The 20,331-nt window shown below is 42.0% G+C and carries 12 protein-coding genes and 2 rRNA genes; 3 read left to right on the forward strand and 11 right to left on the reverse strand.

Annotation, left to right across the window (positions count from 1 at the left end; all coding sequences use genetic code 11):
* Window positions 1-205: 205 nt before the first annotated feature.
* Together PRK60_RS08470 and PRK60_RS08475 are read right to left on the reverse strand one after the other, a co-directional pair.
* Complete coding sequence (locus tag PRK60_RS08470; protein WP_102169523.1) at window positions 206-1,195, reverse strand: LacI family DNA-binding transcriptional regulator; 990 nt, start codon at window positions 1,193-1,195, stop codon at window positions 206-208.
* Between the two features lie 154 nt (window positions 1,196-1,349).
* Entirely contained in the window at window positions 1,350-2,741 is a 1,392-nt protein-coding gene (locus PRK60_RS08475; protein ID WP_102169522.1) for an MFS transporter, read from the reverse strand.
* A 243-nt stretch (window positions 2,742-2,984) separates the two neighbouring features.
* Between PRK60_RS08475 and PRK60_RS08480 the strand changes: the two genes are divergently transcribed.
* Genes PRK60_RS08480 through PRK60_RS08490 form a run of 3 tightly spaced genes read left to right on the forward strand, consistent with a single transcriptional unit; the run spans window position 2,985 to window position 5,875 of the window.
* The gene (locus tag PRK60_RS08480) at window positions 2,985-3,953 is read left to right on the forward strand and encodes an efflux RND transporter periplasmic adaptor subunit (RefSeq protein WP_102169521.1); all 969 of its coding nucleotides are present in this window, start codon (window positions 2,985-2,987) and stop codon (window positions 3,951-3,953) included.
* A 1-nt stretch (window position 3,954) separates the two neighbouring features.
* Window positions 3,955-4,638 (forward strand): ABC transporter ATP-binding protein, encoded by a 684-nt coding sequence (locus PRK60_RS08485; RefSeq protein ID WP_178696274.1) that lies wholly within the window; start codon window positions 3,955-3,957, stop codon window positions 4,636-4,638.
* Window position 4,639: 1 nt separating this feature from the next.
* Window positions 4,640-5,875, forward strand: coding sequence for an ABC transporter permease (locus tag PRK60_RS08490; RefSeq protein ID WP_273645978.1), 1,236 nt, complete (start codon window positions 4,640-4,642; stop codon window positions 5,873-5,875).
* 92 nt (window positions 5,876-5,967) lie between these two features.
* On the opposite strand, the gene PRK60_RS08495 is transcribed toward PRK60_RS08490, so the two are convergent.
* The 9 genes from PRK60_RS08495 to PRK60_RS08535 all read right to left on the reverse strand — a co-directional run bounded on the left by PRK60_RS08495 (window position 5,968) and on the right by PRK60_RS08535 (window position 20,224).
* Window positions 5,968-6,900, reverse strand: a complete 933-nt coding sequence (locus PRK60_RS08495; protein ID WP_216972461.1) for a DMT family transporter — start codon at window positions 6,898-6,900, stop codon at window positions 5,968-5,970.
* Between the two features lie 434 nt (window positions 6,901-7,334).
* Window positions 7,335-7,835, reverse strand: coding sequence for a phosphatase PAP2 family protein (locus PRK60_RS08500; RefSeq protein WP_102169518.1), 501 nt, complete (start codon window positions 7,833-7,835; stop codon window positions 7,335-7,337).
* A 7-nt stretch (window positions 7,836-7,842) separates the two neighbouring features.
* Window positions 7,843-8,796, reverse strand: a complete 954-nt coding sequence (locus PRK60_RS08505; protein ID WP_102169517.1) for an aldo/keto reductase — start codon at window positions 8,794-8,796, stop codon at window positions 7,843-7,845.
* A gap of 256 nt (window positions 8,797-9,052) precedes the next feature.
* A complete protein-coding gene (locus PRK60_RS08510) occupies window positions 9,053-11,899 on the reverse strand; it encodes a DEAD/DEAH box helicase (protein ID WP_178696278.1) in 2,847 nt (948 codons plus the stop codon).
* Between the two features lie 254 nt (window positions 11,900-12,153).
* Window positions 12,154-15,204 carry an SEC10/PgrA surface exclusion domain-containing protein gene (locus PRK60_RS08515; protein ID WP_273645979.1) on the reverse strand — a complete coding sequence of 1,017 codons (3,051 nt, stop codon included), beginning with the start codon at window positions 15,202-15,204 and terminating at the stop codon, window positions 12,154-12,156.
* A gap of 63 nt (window positions 15,205-15,267) precedes the next feature.
* Entirely contained in the window at window positions 15,268-15,714 is a 447-nt protein-coding gene (locus PRK60_RS08520; RefSeq protein WP_273645980.1) for a hypothetical protein, read from the reverse strand.
* Window positions 15,715-16,205: 491 nt separating this feature from the next.
* A complete protein-coding gene (locus PRK60_RS08525) occupies window positions 16,206-16,730 on the reverse strand; it encodes a GNAT family N-acetyltransferase (RefSeq protein ID WP_102169514.1) in 525 nt (174 codons plus the stop codon).
* Window positions 16,731-17,110: 380 nt separating this feature from the next.
* A 5S ribosomal RNA gene (gene rrf / locus PRK60_RS08530) occupies window positions 17,111-17,227 on the reverse strand.
* 75 nt (window positions 17,228-17,302) lie between these two features.
* A 23S ribosomal RNA gene (locus tag PRK60_RS08535) occupies window positions 17,303-20,224 on the reverse strand.
* Between the last annotated feature and the right edge of the window lie 107 nt (window positions 20,225-20,331).

Consider the following 20,331-nt stretch of genomic DNA (forward strand, 5'->3'; position numbering starts at 1 on the left):
AATTCTTTTACTTGTTAACTGCTTATGTGCAACCGGTTAACAGGATCTTTTTAAAAAAAGCCCAATTATTAATAGAAAATAACGAAATTAATGACAAAATAGCTATTTTTCTACCAGATTGTTCAGCAATTAACAGGTAGCTTTATAACACTATAACTGAAAAAGCAAGAAGCTGAAAAATTTTTTCTAGCTTCTTACTTTTCACTTATGCTGTTGTACTGTTAATCATCTTTACCGGAAGAGTAACTGACTTAACGTTTGTCTTGCCTTCAATCAATTGAAGAAGCAACTCAACTGCCTTAGTTGCCATTTCAGGAATTGGCTGTTGGATTGTAGTCAATTCTGGTGATAAAGTTCGGGTAATATTTGCTCCATCATAACCAACGACCTTGAGATCATCAGGAACATGACGATTAAATTCTTTCCCCACCCGAATAATTAAGCTTGCGTTAGTATCATTATCGGCAAAAATTCCGTCAACCTCAGGATGTTCTCGGAACATTTTACGAAAAACCCGTTCCTTCTCCTCATCAGATACATCAAATGAAACACTGTAGGTAATCGGTTTTCGGTGATGCTTATTCATCAGATCTTCATAAGCCTGCTGACGTAATTCATTAGGCGATACTAAATTAATCGGGTAATTAGTATGAATGATGTGCTTACAGCCATCGTTCAGTAAGCGTTGAACCGCGAGGAGTCCTCCCTGGTAATTATCAGAAGAAACAACCGGAATCTGTTTCCCAACAAATCGTTCAATTGAGACAATTGGCCTGGTTGTCTTCTGGTATTCAGAAATCCCCTGATTATGAGACCCCACAATCAAGCCATCAACCTGATGATTCAATAGCAGTTTTAAATAATCCTGTTCCTTAGCAGGATTATTCTGACTATTCCCCATCAGGACACGATAGCCTAATTGATCAAACCGTTTTTCCAATTCTGCTTCAAGTTCAGCAAAAAACGGGTTGTCTACCGTTGGAAAAACCAAGGCAACCAGGTTGGTCTTTTGTTTAAATAACTGCCGAGCAATTACGTTTGGTCGATAGTTTAGCTTATCCATTGCATCGTGGACCTTTTTAATCGTCTTGTCGCTTAAGTATCCCCGATTATTTAAGACCCGCGAAACGGTTGTTTTTGAAACACCTGCTAATTCCGCCACGTCATCTAACTTGATTGTCTTTTTTTCTACCATAATTACTCCTCTTACTTGTCACTAGCTATTATAGCATAAGAAAAAACGGGGAATAGATCCTTCTCAAGGCCTGAGCAGGCTATATTGCTAAAAATAAAAACACCAAACCTTCAGCTTTCGAGAAGACCCGGTGTTTATCAAAATTTATTATTAATTAGTTTTGAGCATTTTCCCCATTATTTTCTTTAGCATGATCGGCCGCATTAACTTTAGCTTCCATCCGAAGAATATGGCGTTCCTTGAAGACAAGGTAAACAAGAAGCAAGAAGGCAGCTCCAGCAGCAACATAAATCGTAACTGATGATGCGCCCCAGCCAAAACGGTTAACTAATTGACCAATTAAAGCGGTGGCGGCAGTTTCACCAAAAACATACTGGAAGAAGCCCATGAATCCGGTCGACAACCCAACCGCGTAATTTGGTACAGCTTCATTAACCATTAAACCAACTAGTGAAAGTGGTGCATAAATCAAGCTCCCCATAATAAAGAGAACCGCAACGATAACTGCATGACTCGTACTAGTGAAGTAAGTGATCAAACAGATGATTAAGCAGATTACGCAAATTAAACAAACTAGTGACCGCCGACCCTTCAAGAGGTCAGAAACACCACCAAGAATAATAACTCCTGGAACAGCTGACAATTCAAAAATTCCGACTAGCCACTTAGCCCAATCAACACTGAAGCCCTTTGTTGGCAAGTAACTCGGGATCCAACTCATGATCCCATAACGTACAATGTAAATTGACATGGAAGTTAACGTAACCGCCCAAACAACCTTATTGCACAGAATATCTTGGTAAAGGATTTGCCAGAAAGTCTTGTTAGACAGTTCTTGAGCAGTTGAATTACCATTTTCATCCAGTTCAACGTGACCAGAATAAACGGCCATGTTCGGCAAACCAGCTACTTCTGGACGCTCCGAATTAATCAATAACATAATAGTAGCAATAATTGCAGAAACTACAGAAGCGGTTAAGAAGACAGCTGGTAATGAACCAGAGAAGAGGAACGTTGCTATTTGAATACAAGCAACACAGGCAAAGGCTCCGGCATTGTGCGCTGAGGCCCAGACAGCAAAGACAACTCCCCGGTGCTTTTTAGCAAACCATAACGAAATTTCCCGCTGACAAGCAGGTGCTCCCATTGCTTGGGTAATGGAAATAAGAAGCATTAGGAATAAGATCAGATAAAAGTTCTTAGTAAATGCTAAGAAAGCATTGAAAATACAAGAAAGATAAAGACCAAACGCAAGGAAGACCCGCGTATTTGACTTATCCGCTAAACCTCCCATGAACAGCTTAGCAACACCATAACCAATCCCAAACGTTGAAAGAATCAACCCAATTTGACCAATGTTAAAGCCGTATTCTTTCATTACCGGCTTCTGTTCGGTCGTAAAGATCAACCGAATAATGTAGTAAGCCAGGTAAGTAAAACAGGTTGCTAAGATAACCCCCGTCTGCTTGCGCCGATAAACACTAGGTATTTTATCTTTTGGTACAAGATTGGTTGCATCCGGAGACGGTTTCAAAAACTTAAACAAATGAAACACTCCCTTATAAAAAAAGTAAAATAGGTAAACAACTAAGTGAAATTTAATCACAGTTAACATTGTAAGCGTTTTCCATGAAAATTTAAACAAAAATTTTGAGATTTTACTTTTATTTATGTTTTAGCTGGCTAAATTCTTCTTAATCGTAATTATAAATTGTTCTTGCAATTTAAATTTCCACCCTATACACTTAGTTACATAACTAATTAACCTAAAATTGGGAGGAATTCTTAAATGACCGCGAAACGAACCAGCCAAAAGCAATCACGATGGCGAAAATTGCTAGCAACCAAACGGCGTCGACTGGCAATGATTATTAGTGTTTTCGTAATCCTAATTCTTCTTATTATCGGTATTCAACACTCAACCGCTAAAAAGAATCAGTCGCAAGCTACATTTTCTACGATGAGGGTTACTTCTCAACCAAGTTTTAACCTTACCGGGAAAATCGAGCCAGTAGAAACACAAGTGCTAGCTTTACCTTCTGGGAAGCTTCAAAGTCTCGCCGTTAAAAATGGCGATCACGTGGTTCAAGGACAAGCAATCCTAACGATGCATAATGATGATTTACAAAATCAAGTTGCGAATTTACAAAATCAACTAGACCAGTCACAAAGCACTTCTTCAGCTGATCAGACTAATGGTCCCTCAATGCAGCAACAATTAAAGAATATTTCGGGAAAAGTTAATCAAACTCTTGTGGCTCCATATTCGGGATATGTATCCATCGACCAATCTAAAGAAGATGCCCCAGTAGTAACCCTCTATTCAGATAACCTTCAATTTGTCGGCCAGGTTTCTGAATACGACTACGATAAATTACACCAAAGCACGGATTTAAAGGTTACGGCACTAGCGACAAATCACGTAGCTAACACCCAGGTTAATTACCTAGCCACAATCCCAACAAAAGGCACTGGCAACAACACTCGCTATAAAGTGACTGCAAGCGTTAATGCCAATCAATTCATGGCCGGTCAAACCGCTAAGGCATCAATTAAACAGGATGGCGTCTTGATCCCTAAAAAGGCTGTTCGCAACGGAAAAGTATTCATTGTTGATGCCAACGGACGAGTACGGAAAACTAAAATTAGTGGTCACGCCGTTAATAGCTCCTATGTTGTTACGAATGGAATTGATGAAGGCGATAAAATCGTGATTAATCCTAATAGCAAATTGAAGAACAATACAAAGGTTGATTAAAATGATCACTCTGAAGAATATTAATAAGTATTATCATCAAGGCAGCCACCGTTTCCATGTTCTGCATGACATTAATATTGAAATCGACCAAGGCGAGTTAGTCGCTATTATTGGTGAATCCGGGTCGGGTAAATCAACCCTCATTAACATTATCGGTTTCTTAGATGATGATTTTGAGGGGACCTACTTTTACCAGGATCACCCCATCCATGATTACACACGGAAACAATTTTCCAGTTTACGAAACCAGAATGTTGGCTTTGTTTTTCAAAATTTTAAGTTATTGCGGGAGTCAACGGTAGCGGATAATGTTGCCTTGCCATTACTATATGCAGGAAAATCCCGTAAAGAAATTAATGGCCGAGTTTCTGAAGTACTTAAGCAAGTAGGTCTAGCAGGCTATGAGGAACAATTACCGAAAAATATGTCTGGCGGTCAACAACAACGAGTCTCGATCGCCCGGGCAATTTCAACGCATCCCAAATTCTTGATCGCCGACGAGCCGACTGGTGCTCTTGATAGTGAAACAAGTCAAGAAATTATGAACTTATTTAAATCCCTCAACCAACAAGAGGGTACAACCATCATTATGGTTACTCACGATCCCCACGTTGCTGAACAATGTGAGCGAGTAATAAAAATCATTGATGGTCGGGTAATCAGTGATAGTAAGGAGGGAAAATAGCGTGCAGGTCATTGAATTATTTAAAACGGCAATCCAATCACTAAAAGCAAATAAGAAGCGAAGTTTTCTGACAATTATCGGTATTATGATTGGAATTGTGGCTGTGATTGCAATCCTGGGAATTGGGGATGGAATTACCCAGACGATGTACGATAAATTCGGTAACAACGCTAAGCAAGGACAGCAAACAACTGAAATTGCCTTTAATCCTGACAACATCACTTCCAATACCTATGGCTTTACCCAAGATGAAGTCGACAACATTAAAACTCAATTTGGTGGCGAGATTAACAATATCAAGATTGAGCGCGAAACCGATAACCTCTCAACACAAGCTCAGATTGGTGATACCACTAAAAATACTAGCGTCAGTCTCCTGAAAAAGCCGAGTCACCAAATTTACCTGATTGCCGGAAAAAATTTCACGGAAAATAATTTAACGGTAGGTCAAGCAAGTGCTTTAATGAGCGATAAAGTCGCGAAAAAGCAATATGGTACAGCCCAAAATGCTCTGGGAACAACAGTGACAGTTAATGATGTCACCTATAATATAATCGGAGTATATAAAGCGCAGGGGCAATATACAAGCGATGGCAATCAAAATCCATATGGTGCCGATCTCTTAGTACCAGATTCGCTATATTATCATGGTGAAGGAGCTACTCAGGGAAATACTCTAAAGCTGACTTTTAGCCAGGGCGTCAATGCTAGTAGCATTTCACGCAAGATTGCTAAGTATTTAACGAAAAACGGCCCGGCAAGGAATCAAGGAACTTATGAATATATTGATATGGAAAAAGCCTTGAAGCAATTCTCCTCACAAATGAGGATTATTACTACCTTCATTAGCTTTATCGCTGCTATTTCACTGTTTATCGCTGGAATCGGGGTAATGAACATGATGTATATTTCGGTTTCGGAACGAACCCAGGAAATTGGGATTCGTTTAGCAGTTGGTGCAACACCGTTTAATATTATGATGCAATTCTTAGTTGAAGCGGTAATTTTAACGGTGACGGGAGGATTACTAGGTTTCCTTGGTGGCGCAGGATTAGCGCATTTATTGGCACCATTACTATCAAACGCAATTGGCGGTCAGGGAATCCATATTCATGCCCACATTTCGCTGAATGCTTTCTTCCTCGCATTCGGGACATCAGCAGCAGTTGGATTAATTTTTGGTATTCTTCCAGCTCGCCAAGCTGCTAATAAGAACCTCATTGACATCCTAAGATAATAATAAAATTGGACCTCAACATTCGCTATGTGGTTCCACCGACTAAAGAGGAACACATCAATACCGAATGCGCAGGTCCATTTTCTGACTATTTAGTTTTTTGGCTTATGGTGATTAGTAAAAAATAAAATTCTCTGATAGTAGTTTGATGGGATTGATTGAAGCACAGTAGTTAACAAGATTAATACCGATCCAATAATTGCCGCTCCCGTTAATTTCGTCCCGAGTAGTGTTACTGCTAAGAATGTCGCAACGAGCGGCTCAAAAGCACTAAGAATTCCCGTAACTGCTGGACTAATATAGCGCATGCTCTGCAAGAACATTGTGTAAGAAAACATTGTGCCAAAAACAACAATATAGGCAACCAAGATCCACTCCAGCAGATTCAATGATGGCAACCGGTAAATGATGATTTCTGGCAACATCCCGAGCCCGCTTAAAAGCATTGCAAGTCCGCAAACCGCTAACGCATCGAAATTTGTAAGTAGTGGCCGTGGTAATAAGGTATATAGTGCAGCAGCCACAGCACACCAAAGCCCCCAGAAAATAGCGGCTGGCGTTAACGCTAACGTTCCAAGATGACCTCCAGTAACTAACAAGAAGGTCCCAATTAGCGCAATGATGATTGAGATGCAATCAATTCGTCGTGGCCACTGTCGCTGAGCAATGGCTAGCCAAATAATAATAATTACTGGTTGGAGATATTGAATTACAGTCGCTGTTGGTGCGTTACTATATTTTACTGCCAAAAAATACGTCAATTGTGAGTTAAGCGTCCCCAAAAGAGCAAAACTAATTAACGAAACTAAATGGCGGCGATGACTGACTATTCGGCGGACTTGTTGGGGCATCTTAAGTAAACTAACCATCGTTAAGACAATTCCCGCCAAAAGCAACCGCACTGCCACCAACCATGGAGTGGTGATGCTCGTTTGTTCAAATAAGTATTGCGCCGCAGCTCCCGATCCGCCCCATAACGAAGCGCCACCGGCTGCCAAGAGGATTCCTTTCATTTGTTTTGACATTTTCTCACCCGCCCATCTAGTTATCAATAATTAAATTTAACATTTATTCTTTTGCGGCGATAGCATTTCCAATCTTAAATTAAAAAACTTAAGCTGATCACGCTAAATTAGAGGGTCGTCATGTAAGCGCTAACAAATACTAAGAATTTGTTAATAAACTCCCCTGATTTTTAAGAAATTCGCTTAGCAAAAGCTTATCTAATTATTATCATCACGGGCTTCAAAACATGTTAATATACTTTGTGGAGGGGTTGTTGAATCCCGTTAGAAGAAAAACAATTATGTTAAAAGGAGTTGTTCAATATGATGTCTATTATGAGTAATGTTATCGCTGCTGTAAGTTTTGTAGGGCTGATTATTGCGACAAGCGCCCACATAATGAATAACCGGGCATAAAGCAATTATTTATAACGTTTCATTTTTGTTATTAAAATTTAAATTACTAGTACAATGCCGCATGCCAAGCCACAGAAGAACCCGGCAATAACATCCCGAGGATAATGAATTCCGCCAATTACACGGACTATGGCTAGAATCACCGCAAGCGTCAATAAGATTAACCCGAACACTCGCGAAACACTCATCACACTCATTGCAATCACAGTTGCCGAAAACACGTGACGACTAGGTAAAGAATCGCCACCACCCTTTCGCGTGATCAGCGGTTTAATTGGCCATTCTTCATATGGTCGTGGGTAATTAAGGTGGTTCCGAATTAACGATAAAAGAACAAACCCAACTCCCGGAATAAACACTAACGGAAGAAGCTCATTAATACCACCTGCAAAAAGGGCAGCCCAAAGCAATAACAGAATATATGAAACGTACATTCCCACCACAATTGCTCTATTTAACCAGCGAAGACCATGAATTAGCCAGGGATGTTGAATAAGTGGCCCAGTAATTCGTCGATAAAAAGTTTGGTAGTTTTTCATAAGTCTTTTATGGCAAAGTATTCCCCGCAGCAAGGTATAAGTCATACCACTCTTGGTTAGTCAGTGTAATATCGCTTCCTGCTACACTATCTTGAATATGTTGCGGATTCATTGTTCCAATTAGGACCTGCATATTGGCTGGGTGTTTCAAAATCCAAGCCACCGCAATCGCATTCTTGCTAACACCATACTTATCAGCCAGCTTAGCTAATTCAGCATTTAATTTTGGAAATTGCTCATTGTTAATAAATGTTCCCGCAAAAGTCCCGTACTGAAATGGCGACCATGTCTGAATAGTCATTTTTTTCAATCGTAAGTAATCAAGAAGACCGCCATCATGGTTAACTGACCCATCATCTGTCATATTTGTGTGCAGACCAAAATCAATCATCCCCGTGTGCTTCAAGCCAAATTGAAGTTGATCGATCAATAGCCGTTGATCTGTTACTGATTGTAGTAGTTCTATTTGTTGAGGATTAAAATTAGAAACACCAAAATGACGAACCTTACCTGCAGTTTGAAGTTCATCAAACGCCTCAGCAACCTCACTAGGGTCCATTAACGGGTCTGGACGGTGAATTAGTAAGGAATCTAAGTAATCAACCTTCATCCGGCTAAGAATACCATCGACGGCCTTAAGGATATGAGACTTGGATGAATCGTATCGCGTGATTTGATTATCCGCGTTTGCAAACAACCCCACTTTAGACTGAATAAAGAAGTTTTCCCGGGTTAATCCACTCTGTGCCAGAGCCTCGCCAAAATGGATTTCTGATGAACCTCTTCCTAACTCCGGGTCATTACCATAAATATCTGCCGAATCGATAAAGTTAATTCCAACTTCATGAGCAGCTTGTAAAGCATTGACTACTTTAGAAACCGCCAAGTTTCCCATTCGCATCGTTCCTAATGCAATATTCGATACTTGCCAGTTTGTGTTCCCGATTTTTACCGTTTTCACCTTAACCACCCTTTATTTGCGATTTCTTCTATTTTAATCCAACTAGTTTCCGTTGACTAGTGCTAATATTCCGGCAATGAAAACGCTTTATAATCAATTTAACAATTATATGAGGATTGTCTAATAATCATTTGCTTATTAAATCAATTATGATAAACTAAAAAATAGGTAGCGATAACTACCTATCTTACTTACTTTGAGAGATCGAGAATTATCTCGGTCTCTTTGTTGTTTAAAAGAGATCAGTGCAAAATCACTAGTCAAATAATACTTTAGTCATTGTGGTAGGTAGCGGATGCTCTAAAACGAGGTTCATCCCCACCGCCGCTTTTTTCTTTTCGCCAAGCAGTTCTTCCCTTACTGAAGCTGGATCAATCTTAGCAATTCCCAAGTAGTAAAATTGCTTTCCCACAGCATCGCTCCGCTTGACAAACAGATGTAACTTCTCCCGTTGCTGGCCTGTGTCAACTCCCGCAAGCAAGCGCTGTACCTCGGCAGAAGACAGATGACGCGGTGAGCGGGTATACCAACGTAATGATTGACCATCCTGAAGCTGATTATCATATATTGCATTCCGTTGGTTTGGAGACTTCTTATGATACGTGATAAAAATTGGACATTCATTTTCGGCAACCCGATAGCCGTACATCGGAGCACTAACGTCTAATGGCCAGTTTAATAACCGACAAACGTCCTTCCGATCATATTGTTGATAAAGGGTGAATTGCTGGCGTTGATCATATTTTTTACTTAGAGTTAACCCGGTTTTAAGCACATCAATAAAGAGTCGTTGAAAATCTGAATTTTGTTTTAGCGACTTCTTAATTTGAGAGTTCAACCGGTAAGTTTCCTGGTTAACCGTGACGATTGATTGATCACCATACTGTTGCTTCTTCGTTTGCTTTCCAGCCTTAACATCAAAGAACCGTAAACTAAGAATATCTGTTAGGGAACGTAAAACCGCTTCATTAACATAGCAGCTATTTTGTTCTAAAGCACCAATTAACTGTTTCTTAGTGACCTCCTGATCCTTTAGCAGTGAAAGAAGGATTAGTTCGTGCGCCCGTTTTCCACTTAAAAGTTCTTTCGTAATAAAAGTTAAGACTTGGTTTTCATACTGGTTTAGTTTTACTTTTTCGCCCATTTTAACCAAAAAGCTTCCGTAATTATCAAGAAGCTTATTGCGGGCAAAAACAACGGGCGATACTGAATTAGATTGAAGAAAGTCAATTAATAGCGGTACTCGACCCAAGCGTTGTTCCAACTCACGGTATGCTCGACGAAGTTCCGCGATTGAATCAAGCTTCGTCTTATCCAGTGAGGTTAAGATTCGTTCACTGGCAACCCGTGAAAAGTTAATCGTGGAAACACCAATATTCTGCGGAAGTTGGACTTCACGCCGCGCTTGATCCTGATCCCGGCTCGAATCATCGTTTAACGCCAATGGAATCATGTAATTATGCTTATAATTACCGATAAAATCAACCACAGTCACATAGTCTTTTCCTGGGTATTTCCGTAATCCGCGACCTAACTGTTGAAGAAAAACAATCCGTGATTCAGTATTTCGCAACATCACAATTTGATTTAATGACGGAATATCAACTCCCTCGTTAAAGAGATCAACGGTAATCAGGTATTCAAGTTCACCATTTTCCAGTCGCTTTACAGCTTCTTGGCGTTGATAATTACTATCTTGGTTTGTTAATGCAATTGCCGGATGACCTAAAGCGGTAAACTGTTTTGCTATTTCACGGGCTTCCGCTTGCCGACTGCAGAAAACCAGTCCTCGCGGTTGTCGGCCACAGTAGCCATAGTATTCTAACTGCTTTAAAACATACTTCACCCGTTCACTAGCTACTAACCGTTTTAAATTGGTCGTCTCATCAATCACTTCACCATTGGCTTCGTAATCCTGAACTCCTACATAGTGAAATGGAACTAGCATGTCGTTATTCAAAGCGTCACGGAGACGGATCTCATAAGCAATATGGTAGTCAAAGATTCCGTAAACATCCTGGTTATCCATCCGGTCTGGAGTTGCCGTCATTCCTAACCAGAACTTCGGCTTAAAATGATCCATTAATCGTTGATAACTAGGAGCCGCTGCCCGGTGTGCTTCATCCACGAGAATAAAGTCAAACATTTGGGGAGAGAGTTTCTCAAGGATCTTCTTTTGGCTTAATGTTTGGACCGTTGCAAAAAGGTACCGTGACGAAAAGTCATGGTGTTGACTGCTAATTAGGCCAAAATCCTCCTGTGAACCGCCAATAACCCGCCGAAAACTCTGCATCGCTTTTCGTGCAACTTGTTCTCGGTGAACAACGTAGAGAAATTTCTGTGGCTGGTTCTCCTTAACAGCGAATGCCCCTAAATAGGTTTTACCTGTTCCTGTTGCCGAAATCACTAATCCCCGGTGTGCCCCACGATTGATTAAGCCTTGAAGTTCATTCAGGGCCGTCCGTTGCATTTGATTTGGGATAATTTTCTGGCTATTTTGTTTTAAACTGTTATTTGCTTTTGATGATTGCCAACTCTTAGCGTAATTTGTAATCCATTCTTTAGTTAACGGGTAACTTTCACTTTGAAGGTGCCTTATTCCAGTGGTAATTTGCGAAAACAAGGTCGAATTTTGGCTTGAGGTTACCTTCAACATTGTTTCATGATTTTGGAGCAATGCTGCTCGGGTAAGGTTTGCACTTCCAATTAATGCCGTTGAATAGTCATCATGAGTGAAAAAGTACCCCTTAGTGTGAAAACCAGTAACTGTAGTAACCATGACCTTTAAGTTAGGAATCTTAAGTAGTTCCGCAAACATCTGCGGAGAATTAAAGCCAAGGTAATCGCTAGTAATAAGTGTTCCTTGGATCCCTTGCCGATCCAAATCAGCCAAGACAACTTTAAGTGGCGTTAGCATATCACTGGTAATAAACGCTACCGCCCAAGTAAATGACTTACAATTCATTAACTCATAATGAAGCGTTTCCCAAATTGTGCCATCTTCATTTCCAATCAATCTTGGCGTAAATTGCTGGTGGCCTTGATAATTTCGATCGTATAAGCCATTTAAAATTGCATTTTTTATCGTTGCTTTTTCTGTCATCATATTCCTCAATCTTCATTTATCTTCCCTAATAACTTATCATAAAAATATAAAAGAGCGAGACCGAGAAACTTAATTCTCAGCTTCACTTTTTTTTATCTTGAGTAATTTAACTCAGATTTTAACTATTCATTGTCTTCTAGCTTCTTAACAACCTTGTTCTTCCGCTTCTTATTCAATGAAGCTCCGGTAGCAAGGGCAGCACCTGCAGCTACAACCGTCATGGCTGTAAGGCTATCCTTGTTAACTTTTGGTTACTTCTTTGCTTCAGACTTAGTGTTGCTTGAAGGCAACTTGATTTGACCACTCTTAATAGCAGCTTCAAGCTTAGCGTTGATCTTTCCACCGCCAAGTTGACGAGTATACCCTTCAAGTGGAGCTGATGGAATACTTGCAGCTTCTTGTTGAAGGTCATAGTAATTATCGTACGGATCATCAAAGCCAGCCATCATGTTATCGTTAGCAACGTGTGCATTCCGCGCTGCAATCTGAGCTGCAATTTCACTCTTTACAGATGCTTCTTCGGAGGCCCGGTTCAAACTACCTGGGTTTTGAACCTTGCTGGTAAGAACCTGTTGGTCATTTTCTTCATTGTTAGCCTCAGTCGTAACGTTTGCTTCTTGAGTTTCATTTTGTGAAGAATCGTTGGCAACCGCAGAAGTTGTTGAAGCATTGTCATCACTTGTTGAGTTCGTTTCAGTTTGGTCAGTAGCTGAACTAGCGCCATTAGTAGCGTTTGAACTTGTAGCAGTTTCGTCTTCAGAAGTTGTTTCTTCAGCAATAGGGGTTGAAGGAATATATGGGTGACTCAAACCATCAAGAGTAATCTGAGCACGCTTCAATTCACCTTGAAGACTGTTAAGCTTTTCTTGAGCCTTAGTTAAATCACCATTAGCAACGTCAAGAGTTGTTTGATCCTTATCCAAGGTTCCCTTAAGTTGCGTTAACTTTCCAGTTTCAACTTGAACCTTCAACTGAGCAGCAGCTAAAGCAGTCTTAGCTTTCTTAACGGCTGCATCATTTTGAACCGCATCAGACTTCTTAGCATTTGAAAGAGCCGCTTCATAGATTGTCTGAAGTTGACTAACCGTTGCAGTTAATTCTTGAAGTTTTGCCTGACTTGCCTTGTAAATTTGGGTATCATCACTTAACTTTTGTTGAGCACTAGCAACTGCCTTCTTAGCATCACTAATTGCCTTTTCGTAGTTGCTCTGTGGTGAAACAGCAGCAAGAGATGTTCCAAAGACCTTAGCTAACCGAATTTGACTATTCAATTGAGAATACTCTTTCTTCTTGTTTTGCAGTTCGCTTTGGGCTTGTTGCAAGTCATTTTGCTTTGCTTGAACATTCTGTTGTAACTGGTTTAACTTAGCATTGGCTTCGTTAACCGCAGCATCCCGACTAGCTTGAACTTTCTTCGAAGCATTTAGCTTTTGTTGAGCAGCAGCTAAGTTAGTCTGAGCTTGGGCTAATTGACGAGCCTTATCTTGAACACTACCGTTCATAGCATTCAAGTCTGCTTGAACCTTAGCTAACTTAGCTTGCAAGTCATTGATCTTGTCGTTTGCTAAGTTAACCGCTGCTTGGGCATTTTCCATAACGGCCTTCTGGTTAAGTGCCTCGTTAGCTGCTTGTTGTTGAGCAGCAGTAGCGTTATTAACTGCAGTTTGGGCAGTCGCAACATTAGCTTGTGCTGTTGTTACCCCGTTTTGGGCAGCCGTTGCAGCGGTTTGAGCTGTGGTAACTGCACCTTCCTTTTGAAGGTAATCATTGTGAGCATTGTTGATTTGTGCAGCACTAACGTTTTCAGGAGTGGTTGCCCCTTGAGCAAGCTTGTTCTTCACTTCTGCATTAGCATGGCCATCGTCAAAGAAGTTGTAGTGAACCCAACCATCCTTATCAATAGTAACGGTCATGTACTGGTTACCATTATCATCATAGGAAATACCGTTCATTCCCTTTGGATCATTAAGGAATGCTTCAGTGTGACCACCGAATCCATAATAAAGGGAAGCATCAGCTGCATTTTCAACATCTTGGTAGATCATCGCTAATATTCCAGCGTAGATACTTTGCTTAACGTCAGCCATTGACATACTTTGCTTAAGGCCAGCAATATGAAGAGAAGCTGGATCAAGTAGTAACCCGGTTGAAAGGTTTTCGCCCACAAAGCCAGTGTTTAGACCAGCCTTATTAGCGGCAGTAACCATGCCATTTTCATTGTGTGGTGAACCAGTAGCGTTACTACTCTTATTCCAACCGCTATTATTATAAGCACCGTCAATTACTTGGTTACCAAGTTCAGTTGCGTAAGGTGAAACCTTAACCTTTCCGTAACTGTGAGCGGCACCAGCAGCTGTAGATTGGAAACTATCACGGAAACTATTAACAATCTGGGCGGCAAACTTTGTAATCTCGGTTTGCTGAGCAGCTGTCATGTTTCTTGGGTCAACCTTCTCAGCCTTATCCTGAGCAGTTGCTTGGTAGTTAGTCTTCAATAACGGAGTCCATGTCTTACCACCGTCAGTACTTGTCCAACCTGTTGACATTAGTCCCTTGGCAGGATCTCCACCATTCAGAGTAATTCCTTCTGCACAATCAGACTTAACCTGTGGACTATTGTAACGATTACCGTTAATGTAGCTTTCATACTGTTGAACAATATCGCTTGGTGTCTTAACAGTTGGTACACCGTTATCATTCTTGTAATTATTGTAGGTCTCTAGGGCCTTTAGCGCATCAGCCTTAGCAGTGGCCACCTTTTGTTGAGCAGCGTCAGCGTTAGCTTGAGCAGTAGTAACTGCTTGTTGTGCCTTTGCTAAAGCAGCTTTAGTTTGGTTAACCTTTTCTTCAGCTGCTTTTTGGGCAGCAGTAGCATGATCATAATTTTGTTGGGCAGATTCAAGCATCTGTTGTGCATTTTGAGCTGCTTGCTTATCATTTGCCAATTGCTTTTGTAATTGAGAAATTGTTGATTGCAGTTGAGCAGTTGCGGTGACATTATCATTGCTACCGTTATTCTTCAATGCATCCAAACGTTGTTGAGCATCAGCAACCGCAGAAGCATCCTTAGCTACTTGAGCAGCAGCCTGTGAAGCTGTTTGTTGGGCAATTGAAACAGCATTTTGTTGAGCTTGAACTGCTGATTGAGCCGTATTAACAGCTTGTGAAGCAGCGTTAACAGCATCCTGCTGGTCATTAACTGCTTTTTGCGCATTTTCTAACGCGAAGTTAAAGGCAGAAGTTGCTGCAGCCTGTGAAGCAACAATATAGTCACTTAACCGCGCTTCGGCACTTGCCTGCAATTCCTTAGCAGAACTAACAGCACTTTGATCGCTATTTACCTGAGCATTATTACTATTTACTACTTATTGTTGATCAGAAACAGCACTATTAGCTGCTTGAACAGCACTAGCAGCGGATTGAACATTACTCTGGTTCTGAGCTGCACTTGTAACGGCAGACTCAACTGCCGCACTAGCAGAATTTGCTTCAGTTGCAACGCTATTTACAACTGCTTGTTGAGCATTGACTGCAGATTGATCAGCTTTAACCGTATTTTGAGCACTATTAACTGTTTGCACACCAGAATTAACAACCTGTTGTTGAGTGTTGACCTGTTGTTGAGCAGTATCAACACGTTGCTGAGCCGCTTGTTGTGGCGTCTGTGGGTTAACATTTACATCGTTATTCTTAACTGTCTGTTGCACAGTATCAGCTTGTGCGTTTAAAGTAGAAGCTCCAAGAAGGGTGGCACCAGTAACGGCCACAGTTCCGACTAGAACTTTATCACTTATCCTCTTCCGATTTTTCACAATACCAACTTCCTCCGTAAATAATCGTTTGATGCTATTATCATTGTAGCCGCAATAATTTTATTTATCAATTATTTTTTATTCTTTAAATTAATCACTTGAAAAATAAGAGCAAGTAGTTAGACAATTTTACTATTTATAAAGCTATTTTGTTGCTATAGCAGTAACTTCATCTGTCTTTCAACCGATAAATATGATTTGAAATTTTTTGGCAATAAAAGTCTAAAATTTTCTTTAAATCGCAAATAACTGTAATGAAATAATTTTCATCTATTAAATCAATATGTCGCATTTTTATCATAAATACTATATTTTATAATTCATAATTATGATAATTATAGTGACGTAAATAGATGATTTTAACGCCTTTTGTTCAATAAATTAAAATAATTACTTATCACTTGCTAATGTGGATCATTAAGAATCACCAATCTACTTTCAAATAAAAACAACCGTTTTCTAACAGTAATACCTGCCAGAGAACGGTTATCTTATAATTGATATTCCATTACCTTAGCTTGTTGATCTCCAATATCATCATAATGAATGATTAGCTCTTTGATGAGCCGAAAACCAATTTTTGAATAAAGCTTCTCAGAAGGAAGATTATCAGCTAAGACATCAAGGTGAATTACCCTTTTTCCTTCTCGCCTTGCCTCGTTGAGTAGGCCATCCAAAAGCTGGTGAGAAACCCCTGTTCGCCGATAATCTGGATGAACTGCAATCAAATGCCAGATACCAATTTCTCGTTCATTTACCTTAGTGGGCCAGTTAACATCAGGATATTCCTCTCCAGTCGTCATCACTCCGGCTGCGATGATTTGGTTATCCTTAACCCCAACTACTACCGTGGCCTGTTGAATAAAGTCACGTAAGCCATTAGCACTCGGGTACTCACCCCAGGTCCACTTAGCACCGTACTTATCTAATAATTGATGATCGCATACTGCTTTATATAATGCTGTAACTCCCTTAAGATCACTTAATTGAGCTACCCTAACCTGATCAAGTTCCATCTTAGCTTCCTCCTTTTCCCATAATTATACCTTTTTTCAATTTGCCGTTCAGTTAAGAATATTAGAATTTCATCGTCCACAAGCCAGCTTCATTTTTAATATCTAGTTTCTATGGTCGTTATTACTAGTTTTTAAGGCAGTTAAATTTGTCAATATTAAATAGGTTTAAGTATACTTACAATTAACAACTTTCCGTGGTTCTTAATGTGATTACTAATCTTGCTCGCTACAAGCGTTTAAGTTAAAGTCCCTACAGTGTTCTTTGTTCTCGACCAAAAGTTCCGGCTACTATGAGCTACAGCAAGACCTAATCGTTAAACTCGGCTCATATAACAAAAAGACCAATTCAGCTTTAATTACTGAATTGGTCTTTCTTCATTGCGTGGCAACGTCCTATCCTCGCAGGGAGCGATCCCCCAACTACTTTTGGCGTGTTGAAGCTTAACTTCTGTGTTCGGCATGGGAACAGGTGTATCCTTCAAGCCATCATCACCACACTTACCCTTCCGGGCAAGAGCTTGCGCTCTCAAAACTAAACAATATCGCTCTTCTTCCAAACCTTACCGCTTAACTTGGTTAAGTCCTCGACCGATTAGTAATGGTCCGCTCCATGCCTCACGGCACTTCCACTTCCATCCTATCTACCACATCATCTTTGTGGGGTCTTACTTCCCGAAGGAATGGGAAATCTCATCTTGAGGCGAGTTTCACACTTAGATGCTTTCAGCGTTTATCTCGTCCATACATAGCTACCCAGCGGTGCTCCTGGCGGAACAACTGGTACACCAGCGGTATGTCCATCCCGGTCCTCTCGTACTAAGGACAGGTCCTCTCAAATTTCCTCCGCCCGCGACGGATAGGGACCGAACTGTCTCACGACGTTCTGAACCCAGCTCGCGTACCGCTTTAATGGGCGAACAGCCCAACCCTTGGGACCGACTACAGCCCCAGGATGCGATGAGCCGACATCGAGGTGCCAAACCTCCCCGTCGATGTGGACTCTTGGGGGAGATAAGCCTGTTATCCCCAGGGTAGCTTTTATCCGTTGAGCGATGGCCCTTCCATGCGGAACCACCGGATCACTAAGCCCGACTTTCGTCCCTGCTCGACCTGTCTGTCTCGCAGTCAAGCTCGCTTGTGCCTTTACACTCTGCGAATGATTTCCAACCATTCTGAGCGAACCTTTGGGCGCCTCCGTTACCTTTTAGGAGGCGACCGCCCCAGTCAAACTGCCCACCTGACACTGTCTCCCAGCACGTTCAGTGCTGCGGGTTAGAGTGGTCATAATGCAAGGGTAGTATCCCACCAACGCCTCCGTCGAAACTAGCGTTCCGACTTCTATGGCTCCTACCTATCCTGTACAAGCAGTACAAACACTCAATATCAAGCTACAGTAAAGCTCCATGGGGTCTTTCCGTCCTGTCGCGGGTACCCTGCATCTTCACAGGGATTTCAATTTCACCGAGTCTCTCGTTGAGACAGCGCCCAGATCGTTACGCCTTTCGTGCGGGTCGGAACTTACCCGACAAGGAATTTCGCTACCTTAGGACCGTTATAGTTACGGCCGCCGTTTACTGGGGCTTCAATTCAGAGCTTCGCCGAAGCTAACCCTTCCTTTTAACCTTCCAGCACCGGGCAGGCGTCAGCCCCTATACTTCATCTTACGATTTTGCAGAAACCTGTGTTTTTGATAAACAGTCGCCTGGGCCTATTCACTGCGGCTGGTCTTGCGACCAGCACCCCTTCTCCCGAAGTTACGGGGTCATTTTGCCGAGTTCCTTAACGAGAGTTCACTCGCTCACCTTAGGATTCTCTCCTCGACTACCTGTGTCGGTTTGCGGTACGGGCAGTTAACGTGCTCCTTAGAAGCTTTTCTCGGCAGTGTGACATCGGCAACTTCGCTACTGTAATTTCGCTCCCCATCACAGCTTGTCAACCCGGATGTAAGCATTTGACTCACATCCTGACTTACTGCTTGGCCCCACTCTTCCAATCGTGAGGTTTGCTTAGCCTCCTGCGTCCCTCCATCGTCAAACGCAGTTAACTGGTACAGGAATCTCAACCTGTTATCCATCGCCTACGCCTCTCGGCCTCGGCTTAGGTCCCGACTTACCCTGGGAGGACGAGCCTTCCCCAGGAAACCTTAGTCATTCGGTGGACAGGATTCTCACCTGTCTTTCGCTACTCATACCGGCATTCTCACTTCTAAGCGCTCCACCAGTCCTCACGGTCTAGCTTCACCGCCCTTAGAACGCTCTCCTATCACGTGCACGTAGTGCACATCCACAGTTTCGGTAATATGCTTAGCCCCGGTACATTTTCGGCGCAGAATCACTCGACTAGTGAGCTATTACGCACTCTTTAAATGGTGGCTGCTTCTGAGCCAACATCCTAGTTGTCTATGCAACTCCACATCCTTTTCCACTTAGCATATATTTAGGGACCTTAACTGGTGATCTGGGCTGTTCCCCTTTACACGGTGGATCTTATCACTCATCGTGTGACTCCTGGGCATAAATCAATGGCATTCGGAGTTTATCTGAAGTTGGTAACCTATGACGGGCCCCTTGTCCAAACAGTAGCTCTACCTCCACGATTCTTTTTCCCAAGGCTCCCCCTAAAGAGATTTCGGAGAGAACCAGCTATCTCCAAGTTCGTTTGGAATTTCACCGCTACCCACACCTCATCCCAGCCATTTTCAACTGACACGGGTTCGGTCCTCCAGTGCGCTTTACCGCACCTTCAACCTAGACATGGGTAGGTCACCTGGTTTCGGGTCTACAACTACATACTTCGTACGCCCATTTCAGACTCGCTTTCGCTGCGGCTCCGGTTTTTCCACCTTAACCTTGCATGCAATCGTAACTCGCCGGTTCATTCTGCAAGAGGCACGCCGTCACCCATTAATGGGCTCCGACAGCTTGTAGGCACATGGTTTCAGGAACTATTTCACTCCCCTTCCGGGGTGCTTTTCACCTTTCCCTCACGGTACTGGTTCACTATCGGTCACTAGGGAGTATTTAGCCTTGCGAGATGGTCCTCGCTGCTTCCGACGGGGTTTCACGTGTCCCGCCGTACTCAGGATCCTGAACTGAGAGAGTGCCGTTTCGTCTACTGGGCTTTCACCATCTCTGGCACAGCTTCCCAACTGTTTCGACTACGTCGCTCTTTGGTAACTCAAATGTTCAGTCCTACAACCCCAACGAGCAAGCTCGTTGGTTTGGGCTCTTCCCCGTTCGCTCGCCGCTACTAAGGGAATCGATGTTTCTTTCTCTTCCTGCAGCTACTGAGATGTTTCAGTTCACTGCGTCTACCGCTTGCTAGCTATAGATTCACTAGTCAAGCAACCAACGACTAAGTTGGTTGGGTTTCCCCATTCGGAAATCTCCGGATCAAAGCGTACTTACCGCTCCCCGAAGCATATCGGTGTTAGTCCCGTCCTTCATCGGCTCCTAGTACCAAGGCATTCACCATGCGCCCTTCATAACTTAACCTTGATAATCACTTCGTGATTATCCGATTAATTGAGTTAGCGATTAATTTCTAAAAAACTCAAAATAACGCGGTGTTCTCGGTTTGTTTTGTTAATTAATAAAGAAAA

Source organism: Limosilactobacillus portuensis, from assembly GCF_028607025.1.
Taxonomy (GTDB): domain Bacteria; phylum Bacillota; class Bacilli; order Lactobacillales; family Lactobacillaceae; genus Limosilactobacillus; species Limosilactobacillus portuensis.